At 71.1% G+C, this 14,031-nt stretch carries 12 protein-coding genes; 7 read left to right on the top strand and 5 right to left on the bottom strand.

The genetic code is table 11. The annotated features are described in order from the left end of the window. Position 1: 1 nt before the first annotated feature. From ACFYPJ_RS07590 to ACFYPJ_RS07575, 4 genes are read right to left on the bottom strand one after another with little or no spacing between them, the layout of a single operon-like run. Positions 2–970 (bottom strand): NADH-quinone oxidoreductase subunit H, encoded by a 969-nt coding sequence (locus tag ACFYPJ_RS07590; protein ID WP_389012022.1) that lies wholly within the window; start codon positions 968–970, stop codon positions 2–4. Then, positions 967–2,472, bottom strand: coding sequence for an NADH-quinone oxidoreductase subunit C (locus ACFYPJ_RS07585; RefSeq protein WP_389012020.1), 1,506 nt, complete (start codon positions 2,470–2,472; stop codon positions 967–969). Before ACFYPJ_RS07585 ends, ACFYPJ_RS07590 begins: the two co-directional genes overlap by 4 nt. Beyond that, the gene (locus ACFYPJ_RS07580) at positions 2,472–3,230 is read right to left on the bottom strand and encodes an NADH-quinone oxidoreductase subunit B (RefSeq protein ID WP_389012017.1); all 759 of its coding nucleotides are present in this window, start codon (positions 3,228–3,230) and stop codon (positions 2,472–2,474) included. The genes ACFYPJ_RS07585 and ACFYPJ_RS07580 overlap by 1 nt, the downstream gene beginning before the upstream one ends. Next, entirely contained in the window at positions 3,221–3,619 is a 399-nt protein-coding gene (locus ACFYPJ_RS07575) for an NADH-quinone oxidoreductase subunit A (RefSeq protein ID WP_389012014.1), read from the bottom strand. The genes ACFYPJ_RS07580 and ACFYPJ_RS07575 overlap by 10 nt, the downstream gene beginning before the upstream one ends. A gap of 265 nt (positions 3,620–3,884) precedes the next feature. On the opposite strand from ACFYPJ_RS07575, the gene ACFYPJ_RS07570 reads away from it, so the two are divergent. The 5 genes from ACFYPJ_RS07570 to ACFYPJ_RS07550 all read left to right on the top strand — a co-directional run bounded on the left by ACFYPJ_RS07570 (position 3,885) and on the right by ACFYPJ_RS07550 (position 11,128). Next, entirely contained in the window at positions 3,885–5,078 is a 1,194-nt protein-coding gene (locus ACFYPJ_RS07570; RefSeq protein WP_389012011.1) for a sensor histidine kinase, read from the top strand. Positions 5,079–5,436: 358 nt separating this feature from the next. Continuing rightward, positions 5,437–6,786 carry a sensor histidine kinase gene (locus ACFYPJ_RS07565; RefSeq protein WP_389012008.1) on the top strand — a complete coding sequence of 450 codons (1,350 nt, stop codon included), beginning with the start codon at positions 5,437–5,439 and terminating at the stop codon, positions 6,784–6,786. Positions 6,787–7,176: 390 nt separating this feature from the next. Beyond that, positions 7,177–7,836, top strand: coding sequence for a LuxR C-terminal-related transcriptional regulator (locus ACFYPJ_RS07560; protein WP_389012943.1), 660 nt, complete (start codon positions 7,177–7,179; stop codon positions 7,834–7,836). Between the two features lie 291 nt (positions 7,837–8,127). Beyond that, entirely contained in the window at positions 8,128–10,056 is a 1,929-nt protein-coding gene (locus ACFYPJ_RS07555) for a 2-oxoacid:acceptor oxidoreductase subunit alpha (protein ID WP_389012005.1), read from the top strand. Next, the gene (locus ACFYPJ_RS07550) at positions 10,049–11,128 is read left to right on the top strand and encodes a 2-oxoacid:ferredoxin oxidoreductase subunit beta (RefSeq protein WP_389012002.1); all 1,080 of its coding nucleotides are present in this window, start codon (positions 10,049–10,051) and stop codon (positions 11,126–11,128) included. The genes ACFYPJ_RS07555 and ACFYPJ_RS07550 overlap by 8 nt, the downstream gene beginning before the upstream one ends. A gap of 211 nt (positions 11,129–11,339) precedes the next feature. On the opposite strand, the gene ACFYPJ_RS07545 is transcribed toward ACFYPJ_RS07550, so the two are convergent. Next, entirely contained in the window at positions 11,340–11,720 is a 381-nt protein-coding gene (locus ACFYPJ_RS07545; protein WP_389012940.1) for a winged helix-turn-helix transcriptional regulator, read from the bottom strand. 173 nt (positions 11,721–11,893) lie between these two features. Between ACFYPJ_RS07545 and ACFYPJ_RS07540 the strand changes: the two genes are divergently transcribed. Then, positions 11,894–12,748: an SDR family oxidoreductase gene (locus tag ACFYPJ_RS07540; RefSeq protein ID WP_389012000.1), complete on the top strand. Its 855-nt coding sequence runs from the start codon at positions 11,894–11,896 to the stop codon at positions 12,746–12,748. A gap of 202 nt (positions 12,749–12,950) precedes the next feature. Then, the gene (gene rarD, locus ACFYPJ_RS07535; RefSeq protein WP_389011997.1) at positions 12,951–13,991 is read left to right on the top strand and encodes an EamA family transporter RarD; all 1,041 of its coding nucleotides are present in this window, start codon (positions 12,951–12,953) and stop codon (positions 13,989–13,991) included. Positions 13,992–14,031: the final 40 nt, after the last annotated feature.

The following is a 14,031-nucleotide window of genomic DNA, read 5'->3' as shown; positions in this document are numbered from 1 at the left end:
GCTACTGGATCACCACCTTGACGATGCCGGTAAGGGCGATCTGGGCGAGGGAAAGGGGGACGAGGAGGGTCCAGGAGAGCTTCTGGAGCTGGTCCTCGCGCAGCCGCGGGTAGGTGACGCGGAGCCAGATGACCACGAAGGCGAGGATCGCCGTCTTCAGCAGGGTCCAGACCCAGCCGAGGCCGTCGGCGCCCCACGGGCCGTGCCAGCCACCGAGGAAGAGGACGGTGGTCAGGCCGCACAGGACGATGATCCCGGCGTACTCGGCGAGCAGGAACAGGGCGAAGCGCAGGCCGGTGTACTCGGTGTACGCGCCGAAGATGATCTCCGAGTCGGCCACGGGCATGTCGAAGGGCGGTCGCTGCAGTTCCGCGAGGCCGGCGACGAAGAAGACGATCGCGCCGACGATCTGCCAGGGCAGCCACCACCACTCGAAGGCGTCGAGGATGCCGGGGAGGGAGAGGGTACCGGCCGCCATCGCCACGGAGGCGGCGGCGAGCAGCATCGGGAGTTCGTAGGCGAGGAGCTGGGCGGCGGTGCGCAGGCCGCCGAGGAGGGAGAATTTGTTGGCGCTGGCCCAGCCCGCCATGAGCGAGCCGAGGACGCCGACGCCCATCACCGCGAGGACGAAGAAGACGCCTGCGTCGAGGACTTGGCCGACCGCGCCCTTGCCGGGGCCGATCGGGATGGCGAGCAGGACGAGCAGATATGGGAGGAGGGCGACGGCCGGGGCGAGTTGGAAGATGCGGCGGTCGGCGCCGTTCGGGACGACGTCCTCTTTCTGCGCGAACTTCACGCCGTCCGCGATGAGTTGGGCCCAGCCGTGGAAGCCGCCGGCGTACATCGGACCGAGGCGGCCCTGCATGTGCGCCATCACCTTGTGCTCGGTCTGCCCGACGATCAGCGGGAAGGCGAGGAAGACGACGAACACGACGAGGAGTCGCAGGGCGACGTCCAACGCGCCGTTCACTGCGGGCCTCCTGCAGGGGTGTCGGGGGTGTTGCCCGGGGCGGGGGCCCCGGACGCCGGGTTTTGGGAGGGGGGTTCCTCGGGAGGGGGTTCCTCGGAAGGCTGTGGCTCCGTCGGGCTGGGCTTGGCTGTCGAGGACGTCTGTGTGGGCTCGGGCGTCCCGCCCGTCGGGGATTCCGGCGCGGTTTCGGCGTCGGTGGGCTCGGTGCGTTGAGTTTGCTGCCGTTCCGGTTCGTCGAAGGCCGGGCGGGCGTGGTGCCAGGGCGCGTCGGAGCGGCGAGGTGCCGTGGGCCGGGGGGACGGATGGTCGTCGGCCGTGTCGGGTGCCGTGGGGCCAGCCACCGGGTCCGGCTTCGGTTCCGAAGCCGGTTCTGGTTCTGGTTCCGGCTTCGGAACCGAATTCGGTTCTGGTTCAGGTTCCGGCTTCGGTCCCGGTTTCGGTTGTGGCTCCGGCTCCGGCTCCGGCTCTGCCTCGGCATGGGTGGCGGCGCGCTGCGAGGCGGAGCCTTCGGATGCGCTGCGCGACCGGCGGGGGCCCGTGGCAGTCGTCGGCTTCGCTGCTGCGGAACCGGTCGGTTCAGCTGCCTCTGGTGCGGCCTGTGCTTCCGATGCTGCCGGTGCTGCCGGTGCCTCACCGACGGAACCGGTCTGGCTCACAGACCCCTGCGCCGCCGTACGCATCCGACGCGGCCCCCTCGGCCCGCCAGACCCACCAACACCAGACCCACCAGACCCACCTTCCGCCGGAGGTGTCGCCGCTTCCGTCGAAGGCGTCGCCGCTTCCGTCGGCGGTGTCGTCTGGCTCGCCGACCCCTCCGCCGCCGTGCGTGTGCGGCGGGGTGGCCGTGAGGGGGTGCTGCCGGGACCGGTCGGGGCGGCGGAGGGTTCTGCCGTGGTACGGGAGCGGCGGGCCGGACGGGCCGGGGCCGGTGGGAGTTGGCCCTTCAGGGGACCCCAGTCGTTGGGGTCGGGGACGCCCGGCGGGAGCATCTGGCGGCGTTTGGGGCCGCCGTGGTCGGATTCGCCCGGTTCCTTCGCGCCCGGCCAGGCCTTGGCGACGCGGGCGGCCAGGACGAAGTCCTTGCGGAGCGGATGGCCCTCGAAGGTCTCCGGGAGCAGCAGGTGGTCCAGGGCGGGGTGGCCTTCGAAGCGGACGCCGAACATTTCGTGCGTCTCGCGCTCGTGCCAGGCCGCACCTGCGTAGACCTCGACGGCAGAAGGCAGCGCCGGCGCCTCGTGGGGCACGGTCGTGCGCAGCAGCAGGCGTCGCACGGGGGCCAGGGCGACCACATGGGCAGACACCCGAAAGCCGCTGCCCGGTTCGTCGACCGCGCTCAGCCAGTCGAAATAGGTGCAGGTCAGGGTCGTACGCGCGGTGTGCAGAGCGGGGATCCAGGACTGCGGGGGCACGTCGACGGTGAGCACCTCGTACGACAGCTCCGCCGTGGCCTCGGGGCCGAAGAGTTCCTCGACGGGGGCGGGGAGCCAGCCGACCGTGGTCATCACGCATCCCCCTCCGCGGTCGGCGGACGCACCGGCTCCGCGGTCGGCGGACGTACCGGCTCCGCCGCTGGCAGGCTCGTCGGCTCCGTCGTCGACGGACGTACCCGCTCCGCCGCCGGCAGGCTCCCCGGCCCCGCAGTCGGCGGGCGTACCAGGCCGCTCTGGAGGGCGGCGGCGGACGGCCGGGACGTGCCGTACCGCTCCCCCAGGGATTCCTGGGCGATCTTCTCCTGGAGCTTGAGGATCCCCTGAAGCAGGGCTTCGGGGCGCGGCGGGCAGCCGGGGACGTAGACGTCCACCGGGATGATCTGGTCGACGCCCTTGGTGACGGAGTACGAGTCCCAGTAGGGACCGCCGCAGTTGGAGCAGGCGCCGAAGGAGATGACGTACTTCGGCTCGGGCATCTGCTCGAACAGCCGCTTCACGGCGGGCGCCATCTTGTCCGTGACCGTGCCGGAGACGACCATCAGGTCGGCCTGGCGGGGGCCCGGCGCGAAGGGGATGACACCGAGCCGGATGAAGTCGTGGCGGGCCATCGACGCAGCGATGAACTCGATCGCGCAGCAGGCGAGGCCGAAGTTGAAGACCCAGAGCGAGTAGCGGCGGCCCCAGTTCAGGACGATCTTCATCGGCTCGGGGGCCAGGCGTGCCAGTGCGCCGAGCCGCCCCCTGCCCTCGGCAGCGGGGAATTCCGGCCCGGAAAGCGGCACGGGCCCGGGGAGCGGCACGGGCTCGGGGGTGGTGGGGGTCACGTCCATGTCAGGACGCCCTTCTTGTATGCATAGAGCAGGCCCACGGCGAGGAAGCCGAGGAAGATGAACATCTCCACGAGCGTGGTCCCGCCGTAGCCGTCGGCGGCGAAGACGGTCGCCCAGGGGAACAGGAAGATCGAGTCGACGGCGAAGATCACGTACAGGAAGGCGTACACGTAGTAGCGGACCTGGGTGTGGGCCCAGCCCTCGCCCACGGGATCGACGCCGCATTCGTACGTGAGCAGTTTCTCAGGGGTGGGGACGACCGGGCGCAGCAGCCGGCCGGCGCCGAAGGCGACCCCGACGAAGAGCACGCCCAGCAGTGCGAGCAGTCCCACGACGGAATAGGACCGGAAGTAGTCCGCCGCGACGACCACGGTCGAGTCCCCCAGCATCTCCCGCAACGTCCGTCCCTCGCTCCCTGACCTGTGAACTGAGTGTCTTGGTGATACCTGTGATGCCTGTGATGGCCTGCGATGCGACACGTTTCGACGGTCTGTACGCACCGGAGTCTAGGCCCTGTTAAAGAAGCGGTAAGTAATCTGTCTCGGACTCCGTCCGTCCCGTCCCACGGGATGAGCGGAAGGTGGGGTTTTCCCCCGGCTCCCGCGGCGGCGGCCCTCATGGCGTCGGAGCGCGGCGCACGGCACGCTAGCCGGTATGACCGCTCGCCTCTCCTCCACCGAGACGGACCCGGCCGACGGTGACGACCGTCCGCCGCCGGCCCGCTTCGCCTACACCGCGCAGACCTGGAAAGAGATCGCGCATCTCCTGGTGAACCTGCCGGTGGCGCTGCTCGGCTTCACCTACGCGACCGTGGCGCTCGTCGCCAGTGCCGGGCTGACCATCACCGTGATCGGTTTGCCGCTGCTCGCCGCCACCCTGCTCGGTGCGCGACTGCTGGGCAGGCTGGAGCGGCGCCGCGCACGGGCGCTGCTCGGGGTGCGGGTCGACGAGCCGAGCCGGTTGCCGCGCGGCCTCGGCGGCGGACTGCTGCCACGGATGTGGGCGGCGATGAAGGACCCGGTGGGCTGGCGCAACCTGCTCTACGACGTGATCCGGCTGCCCTGGGGCATCGTGACCTTCACCGTCACGGTGACGTCGCTGTTCGTGCTCTGGCCGGTGCTGCCGTTCATCGCGCGGGGCCTGACGAACGTGGACCGGGCGATGGTGCGCGGCCTGCTGTCGCCCTCCGACGAGTTGGAGCGCCGCATCGCCGAACTGGAGTCCGACCGCGGGGTCGTGGTGGACACCGCGGCGGCGGACCTGCGGCGGATCGAACGGGACCTGCACGACGGGGCCCAGGCCCGGCTGGTCAATCTCGCGATGGGGCTCGGCCTGGCGAAGGAGAAACTGCTGGAGGACCCCGATACCGCGGCGGCGATGGTCGAGGAGGCGCACGGCGAGGTGAAACTCGCGCTGCAGGAGTTGCGCGACCTCGCCCGCGGCATCCATCCCGCGGTCCTCACCGACCGCGGTCTGGACGCCGCGCTGTCCTCGGTGGCCTCCCGCTGCACGGTGCCGGTGAAGGTGACCGCCGATCTGGAGTCCCGGCCGGCCGCCGCGATCGAGGGCATCGCCTACTTCACGGTGTCGGAACTGCTGCAGAACATCAGCAAGCACAGTGCTGCGCGGACCGCGTCCGTCGAGGTCTGGCGGTCCGCGGACCGGCTGCTCATCCAGGTGTGGGACGACGGCCGCGGCGGAGCGCGGCTGGACGGCGGCAGCGGGATGCGCGGGCTGGCGGACCGGCTCGGCGCGGTGGACGGGCTGTTCGTCGTCGACTCCCCGGTCGGCGGCCCGACCACGGTCACCGCCGAACTCCCCTGGCGGGACCGGGCGGAGACCGCCTGACCAGGCGCCACGCCCCCGTCTGTGCCGGGGCAGGGGTCCGGCACCACGCCCCCATGTGCCCGAGCAAGGGTCCGGGACCACGCCCTCATGACCCGGCGCAGCAACCCACTCTGCCCCACTCTGCCCCACTCTGCCCCGCCCTTCCCCGCCCCCGTCGGAGTCCCCGACCGGGGCAGAAATCCTCCGGCGGGCCTGCGAATCCCCCACCAGGGCTGCGAATCCCCGACCGGGGTGGGTGAACGAGGTGGGGAAAACCCCCCGTCCCAGACGCCGACGACCTCCATGGTCCGCGGACCCGCGGCGGAGGAGGGTGGTGATACGGCAGAAGGCCGCTGACGAGGAGAACAGGACGACACCGATGGCCACGCAGTACGGACAGGAGTACGGGCAGGGGTACGGGCACCGGTACGACTACGACGGTGAGCGCCGGCACCGGCTGCCGGCCGCCTTGCGCGCACCGTTCGAGGCACGCAGCTGGCGCGAGTTCGCATATGTGCTGCTGAGCCTGCCGATCAGCAGCCTGATGTTCGTGTTCACGTTGACCATGCTGTCGCTCGGGGCGGGTCTGCTGGTGACCTTCCTCGGCGTTCCGGTCCTGGCGGCGGCACTGGCGGGATGCCGCGGCCTGGGCGTACTGGAGCGGGCGCGGGCGCGTGGCCTGCTCGGTCTTGAGGTGAGCGAGCCGGAACCGCTGCGGATCCGCAAGCCGGGCGTCATGGCCTGGGTCGGCACGGTACTGAAAAGCGGCGCGTCGTGGCGGCACGTGCTGTACGCGCTGCTGCACTTCCCGTGGGCGGTGTTCTCCTTCGTCGTCGCGGTGACCTCCTGGTCCATCGGCTGGTCGCTGCTGACGTACCCGCTGTGGTTCTGGGTCTTCCCGATGTACCTCGGCCAGGGCGGTATCCAGCTGTACGGCGACGACCACCACCGGATCTTCCTCGACAACCCCTTCGAGATCACCGTCACGGCGCTGGTCGGGCTGCTGTTCACGCTGGCCACGCCGTGGATCGTGCGGGCGCTGACGATGGTGGACCGGCTGCTGGTCCACGGGCTGCTCGGGCCGTCGCGGCTGTCGGCGCGGGTGGTGGAGCTGGAGTCGGACCGCGGCGTGGTCGTCGACACGGCGGCGGCGGACCTGCGGCGGATCGAGCGGGACCTGCACGACGGGGCGCAGGCCCGGCTGGTGTCGCTCGCCATGGATCTGGGGCTGGCGAAGGAGAAGCTGGCCGAGGATCCGCGCTCGGCGGCGCGGATGGTGGCGGACGCGCACGGTGAGGTGAAGACGGCGCTCCAGGAGCTGCGCGACCTCGCCCGCGGCATCCATCCGGCCGTCCTGACCGACCGCGGCCTGGACGCCGCCCTCTCCGCGGTGGCCTCCCGCTGCACGGTGCCGGTGCGGGTCGAGGTCGACCTGGCGCACCGCCCCGCCCCCGCGATCGAGGGCATCGCCTACTTCACGGTCTCGGAGCTGCTGCAGAACATCAGCAAGCACTCGCGGGCGACCTCGGCGTCGGTGGACGTGTGGCGGACGGACGACCGGCTGATGCTGCAGGTGATGGACGACGGGGCGGGCGGCGCCGGAGTCGACGGGGGTTCGGGTCTGGCCGGGCTGGCGGAGCGGCTGGACGCGGTGGACGGGATCCTGGTGGTGGACTCGCCGCCCGGCGGACCGACCCGGGTGACGGCCGAACTGCCGTGGCGAGGCTGACCCGGGCGACGGCCGAACTGCCCTGGCGAGGCTGACCCAGCAGGCCCTTCCGGCCCCGCACCGCCTCCGCCCCCGGATCCCGCTCCACCCCTGAAGTCCTCCAGTCCACCCCCTGCCCACCTCCGGGACCGCCCCCAGTCGCCCCCTACATCCGCGACCCGCGCCGCCCCGGCGGCCGGCCCGCGTGTTGAATGAGGAACCGCAGGCAACCCGATCCGCCCGGCCGCGGTCTCCCCTCCCGGGGCCTGCCCACGGAGCCGCGGAGACTCGTCCCGTGGTCCGGAAGCGGTGCGCCGGGAATGCTGGGATGCTGGATTTCCGCATGGACGGGCACCGTCGGAAGTGCAAGCTGTTCAGGCTGTGGGGGGCCGGAAGATCGTGGAGGACAGGGTGCGGGTGGTCATAGCCGAGGATTCAGTGCTGCTCAGGGAGGGCCTGACCCGGTTGCTGACCGACCGCGGGCACGACGTGGTGGGCGGCGTCGGGGACGCGGAGGCGCTGCTCAAGACCATCGCCGACCTGAACGCGCAGGGCGCGCTGCCGGACGTGGTCGTCGCGGACGTACGGATGCCGCCGACCCACACGGACGAGGGGGTGCGGGCCGCCGTACGGCTGCGCAAGGCACATCCGGACCTCGGGGTGCTGGTGCTGTCGCAGTACGTGGAGGAGCGCTACGCCACCGAACTGCTGGCCGGATCCAGCCGCGGCGTCGGATACCTGCTCAAGGACCGGGTCGCCGAGGTCCGGGAGTTCGTGGACGCGGTGGTGCGGGTGGCCCGGGGCGGTACGGCCCTGGACCCGGAGGTCGTCGCCCAGCTGCTCGGACGCAGCCGCAAGCAGGACGTGCTCGCGGGGCTGACCCCGCGGGAGCGTGAGGTCCTCGGGCTGATGGCGGAGGGGCGGACCAACTCGGCGATCGCCAGGCAGCTGGTGGTCAGCGACGGGGCCGTGGAGAAGCACGTCAGCAACATCTTCCTGAAGCTCGGCCTGTCGCAGAGCGAGGGGGACCACCGGCGCGTTCTGGCCGTGCTGACCTATCTGAACTCGTGACGGCCGGACCGTTTGACCGCGGCGGGCGGCGTGGCGATGGTCACGTCGGCCCGGCAGGCGGGATGGCGGTACCCGAGAACGGGAAATGGGAATCAAGGAACGAGCGGGGAGCGACTTCAGCGGAAGCCCGGGGGGCGAAATGGTGAGAAGTCAGAGTGGCGGGCCGTTCTGGAATGCGGGCCATCATGCGAATGGCCGCGGGAAGGCGAACCTAAGCGACGTAGGGTTGATCCTGGGAAGGTCCGGGGGACGTCCATGCCCGGACAGCCGCCTCGAAGGAGGTCCACTTCAGTGACCAGCCAGGTCAGCAGCCCAGCGGAGCAGGCCGACGGAACCGTCGTAGGAGAGCAGCGCAGACCGGGCGGTACCAAGGACGTCCGGCGTCTCGACCGGGTGGTCATCCGGTTCGCGGGGGACTCGGGTGACGGTATGCAGCTCACAGGAGACCGTTTCACGTCGGAGACGGCGTCGTTCGGCAACGACCTGTCGACGCTGCCGAACTTCCCGGCGGAGATCCGCGCCCCCGCAGGCACCCTGCCCGGTGTCTCGTCCTTCCAGCTCCACTTCGCCGACCACGACATCCTCACGCCGGGTGACGCGCCGAACGTCCTGGTGGCGATGAATCCGGCGGCCCTGAAGGCGAACATCGCCGACCTGCCGCGCGGCGCGGAGATCATCGTCAACACGGACGAGTTCACCAAACGGGCGATGCAGAAGGTCGGCTACGCGACCAGCCCGCTGGAGGACGGCTCGCTGGACGGCTACGGGCTGCATCCGGTGCCGCTGACCACGCTGACGGTGGAGGCGCTCAAGGAGTTCGACCTCAGCCGCAAGGAGGCCGAGCGCAGCAAGAACATGTTCGCGCTGGGCCTGCTGTCGTGGATGTACCACCGGCCGACCGAGGGCACGGAGAGATTCCTGCGGACCAAGTTCGCGACGAAGCCGGAGATCGCCGAGGCGAACCTGACCGCCTTCCGCGCGGGCTGGAACTTCGGCGAGACCACCGAGGACTTCGCGGTCTCCTACGAGGTCGCCCCGGCGGCGAAGGCCTTCCCGGTCGGCACCTACCGCAACATCTCCGGGAACCTGGCCCTGGCCTACGGCCTGATCAGCGCCTCCCGCCAGGCGGAGCTGCCGCTGTTCCTCGGCTCGTACCCGATCACGCCGGCCTCGGACATCCTGCACGAGCTGTCCAAGCACAAGAACTTCGGCGTGCGGACCTTCCAGGCCGAGGACGAGATCGCCGGCATCGGCGCCGCGCTGGGCGCGGCCTTCGGCGGTTCGCTGGCGGTGACCACGACGTCCGGTCCCGGGGTGGCGCTGAAGTCGGAGACGATCGGTCTCGCGGTGTCGCTGGAGCTGCCGCTGCTGGTGATCGACATCCAGCGCGGCGGGCCCTCGACGGGTCTGCCGACCAAGACCGAGCAGGCCGACCTGCTGCAGGCGATGTTCGGCCGCAACGGCGAGGCCCCGGTGCCGATCATCGCGCCGTACACGCCGGCGGACTGCTTCGACGCGGCCCTGGAGGCGGCCCGGATCGCGCTGACGTACCGGACGCCGGTGCTGCTGCTGTCCGACGGCTATCTGGCCAACGGCTCCGAACCGTGGCGGATCCCCGCCGTGGAGGAGCTGCCGGACCTGCGGGTGCAGTTCGCGCAGGGCCCCAACCACACCCTGGACGACGGCACCGAGGTCTTCTGGCCCTACAAGCGCGACCCCGAGACCCTGGCCCGTCCGTGGGCCGTCCCGGGCACGCCGGGCCTGGAGCACCGCATCGGCGGCATCGAGAAGCAGGACGGGACGGGGAACATCTCCTACGACCCGGCCAACCACGACTTCATGGTCCGCACCCGGCAGGCGAAGATCGACGGCATCGAGGTGCCCGACATCGAGGTCGACGATCCGGACGGAGCCCGCCTCCTCGTCCTCGGCTGGGGTTCCACCTACGGCCCCATCACCGCGGCGGTACGCCGGTTGCGGCTGAAGGGGCTGCCGGTCGCACAGGCCCATCTGCGCCATCTCAACCCGTTCCCGGGGAATCTCGGGGAGGTGCTGCGGCGGTACGACAAGGTGGTGGTCCCGGAGATGAACCTGGGGCAGCTCGCCCTGCTGATCCGGGCGAAGTACCTGGTCGACGCCCACTCCTACAACCAGGTCAGCGGAATGCCGTTCAAGGCGGAACAGCTCGCCACGGCGCTGAAGGAGGCCATCGATGGCTGAGACGTCCACTAGCCGCACGGGCACGATCGAGGCGCTCTCGCTCGTACCGAAGGCCGGGGCCCGGCAGTCGATGAAGGACTTCAAGTCGGACCAGGAAGTGCGCTGGTGCCCGGGGTGCGGCGACTACGCGATCCTGGCGGCCGTGCAGGGCTTCATGCCGGAACTGGGGCTGGCCCGGGAGAACGTCGTGTTCGTGTCGGGCATCGGGTGCTCCTCCCGGTTCCCGTACTACCTGAACACCTACGGCATGCACTCCATCCACGGCCGGGCCCCCGCCATCGCGACCGGTCTGGCCGCCTCCCGCCGTGACCTGTCGGTCTGGGTCGTCACGGGAGACGGCGACGCGCTGTCCATCGGCGGCAACCACCTCATCCACGCCCTGCGCCGCAACGTCAACCTGAAGATCCTCCTCTTCAACAACCGGATCTACGGTCTGACCAAGGGCCAGTACTCACCGACGTCCGAGGTCGGCAAGATCACCAAGTCGACGCCGATGGGCTCGCTGGACGCGCCGTTCAACCCGGTGTCGCTGGCGCTCGGCGCGGAGGCGTCCTTCGTGGCGCGCACCATCGACTCCGACCGCAAGCACCTCACCGGGGTCCTGCGCGAGGCGGCCGCCCATCCGGGCACCGCGCTGGTGGAGATCTACCAGAACTGCAACATCTTCAACGACGGCGCCTTCGACGCCCTCAAGGACCAGAAAAGCGCCGAGGAGGCGGTGATCCGCCTCGAACACGGGCAGCCCATCCGGTTCGGGCCCGACGGCGGCCGGGGCGTGGTGCGCGATCCGCTCACCGGCGACCTGGAGATCGTCAGGGTGACGCCCGAGAACGAGGACCGTGTCCTGGTCCACGACGCCCACGCGGCATCACCGGCCACGGCCTTCGCCCTCTCCCGGCTGGCCGACCCCGACACCCTGCACCACACCCCCATCGGTGTGCTGCGCAACGTGGAGCGCCCGGTGTACGACACGCAGATGGCCGGGCAGCTCGACGCCGCCGTGGAGCAGAAGGGCACGGGCGACCTCGCCACCCTGCTCACCGGCAACGACACCTGGACCGTCATCGGCTGACGTACGTCGACGCCGGCACTCACCGGTACCGGCAACCGGCACCGGCCGACGCGACGCACGGACGAAGGCCCGGACGCACCACACGCGTCCGGGCCCTCACTGTTCCTGTACCCGTATCGGTACCGGGCGAGTCAGCCGACCGGACCGCGCGCGGCGCGGGACCGGGCCGTATGCGACGTACGACCGGACCGCGTCACGCCACCGGACGGCGTCACGCCACCGGGCCGTCGCCGGCCACGTCCAGAGCCCCCTTGGCCATGTCGTACGCCTCCCGGGCCGCCTGTACCCGCTCCATCCGTTCCGCGGACCACAGCGCGAGCGCCCGGACCTGCTCGGCAGCCTCCCGGCCCAGCGGGGTGAGGGAGTAGTCCACCCGGGGCGGGATCACCGGCTTGGCATCGCGATGGACGAATCCGTCGCGTTCCAGGGTCTGCAAGGTCTGCGCGAGCATCTTCTCGCTGACGCTGCGGCCGACCCGCCCGACCGCGCGGCGCAGCTCACTGAAGCGGTAGGGCCGGTCCAGCAGCTCGATGAGGATCAGGACGCCCCAGCGGCTGGTGAGGTGTTCGAGGACGAGGCGGTGGGGGCACATCGCCTCGTCGCCGCCGCGGACCGCGGCCTCCGTCGCACTTGTCGCGGTCCTTACGGGCAAACCCGAAGTACTTACTGACACCCCAGTACCTTACTTCAAAGTGGGTACTTACCAGAAGTTAGCGTCCCTTCTAGGGTTTGTGGCACACACACCTCCACCGGGAGTTCTGAATCATGAGCATCGTCGTCACCGGAGCCACCGGCCACCTCGGCCGCCATGTCGTGCACCAGTTGCTGGAGAAGGTCCCGGCCGAGCAGATCACCGCCGTCGTGCGCGACGAGGCGAAGGCCGCCGACTTCGCGGCGCGGGGCGTCAGACTGGCCGTGGCCGACTACAACACGCCCGAGACCTTCGACGGCCTCTTCGCCGCGGGCGACAGGGTGCTGCTGATTTCCGGCAACGAGTTCGACAAGGGCCGGGTCGGACAGCACACCGTCGTCATCGACGCCGCCAAGGCCGCCGGTGTCGCCCTGCTCGCCTACACCAGCGCCCCCGGCAGCCTGACCGCCGCGCTCGCCGACGACCACCGGGCCACCGAGCAGGTGCTGCTCGCCTCCGGTCTGCCCTACACGCTGCTGCGCAACGGCTGGTACCACGAGAACTACACCGAGAACCTCGCGCCGGTGCTGGCGCACGACGCCGTCGTCTCCGCGGCCGGCGCGGGCCGGCTGTCCTCCGCCTCGCGCGCCGACTACGCGGCCGCCGCCGTCGCCGTGCTCACCGGCGAGGGCCACGAGAACCAGACGTACGAGCTGGGCGGCGACGAGGCGTGGAGCTTCGCGGAGTACGCGGCCGAGCTGAGCAGGCAGACCGGCCGGGAGATCGCCTACAACTCGGTGCCGGACGAGACCCTCCTCGGCATCCTGACGGGCGCCGGCCTGCCCGCGCCGCTGGCGTCGATCCTGGTCGGCGTGGACGCCTCGATCGCCGAGGGCGAGCTGGTCATCTCCACCGGCGACCTGTCCCGCCTGGCCGGCCGGCCGACCACCCCGCTGGCGGAGGCCGTCACCGCCGGCCTCAAGGGCTGACCCCCGCCGTTCCGGACCCTCCCGGGCCTCACGGCCGCCCCCTGCCCGCCACCGTCACCACCATCACCGCCCACACCCGCCCACCACCACCGCCGCCCTCCCCGTCTGTCATGACCGTATTGCGATACGGCCATGACAGACGGGGATCCTCGGCGTTACCTTCGTGCAGCGAACAAGCGCACGAGGACGAGAAGGAGGGCCGGTGGCCGACGAGCCGAAGGGCGAACTGCGGACAGGTCTGCTGAACGGCTTCGCCGCGTACGGGATGTGGGGGCTCGTCCCGCTGTTCTGGCCGCTGCTGAAGCCCGCCGGGGCGATGGAGATCCTGGCCCACCGGATGGTGTGGTCCCTGGTCGTCGTCGCCGTGGCCCTGCTCACCGTACGACGCTGGGCCTGGGCGGGCCGGCTGCTGCGCCAGCCGCGGCGGCTCGCGCTGATCACGGTCGCGGCCGCGGTGATCACGGTCAACTGGGGCGTCTACATCTGGGCCGTGAACGCCGGGCACGTGGTCGAGGCGTCCCTCGGGTACTTCATCAATCCGCTGGTCACCATCGCGATGGGCGTGCTGATCCTGAAGGAACGGCTGCGGCCCGCGCAGTGGGCGGCGGTCTGGGTCGGCTTCGCCGCGGTGGTCGTGCTGGCCGTCGGATACGGCCAGCCGCCGTGGATCTCCCTGACCCTCGCCTTCTCCTTCGCCACCTACGGGCTGGTGAAGAAGAAGGTCAACCTCGGCGGAGTCGAGTCACTGGCCGCCGAGACCGCCGTCCAGTTCCTGCCCGCGCTCGGCTATCTGCTGTGGCTGAGCGCGCACGGCGACGCCACCTTCACCACCGACGGCGCCGGGCACGCCGCCCTGCTCGCGGCCACCGGCGTGGTCACCGCACTCCCCCTGGTCTGCTTCGGCGCGGCGGCCATACGCGTGCCGCTGTCCACCCTCGGGCTGCTGCAGTACCTGGCGCCCGTCTTCCAGTTCGTGCTGGGCATCCTCTACTTCCACGAGGCCATGCCGCCCGAGCGCTGGGCCGGGTTCGCCCTGGTCTGGCTGGCGCTGTCACTGCTGACCTGGGACGCCCTGCGCACCGCCCACCGCGCCGCCCGCACGCTCGCCGACGCCGGCGGCGTGCCCGGCAGGATCCTGGCGAAGGGCACGGTCAGCGCCGTGCGCAGCGCGAAGGACGTCGCGTCCGGAACCGCCTCGGATCCGGGACCCGACCCGGATCCGGCGACCGCCGCCAGGCCGTAGCCGACCTGCTGACCGCCGCCGCCCGGCCGGAGCCGGCGGC

It is taken from the genome of Streptomyces sp. NPDC006012 (assembly GCF_042871185.1).
Lineage (GTDB): Bacteria > Actinomycetota > Actinomycetes > Streptomycetales > Streptomycetaceae > Streptomyces.
The sequence above is the reverse complement of the archived record's forward strand: the minus strand, read 5'-3'. Positions and strand labels throughout refer to the sequence as shown.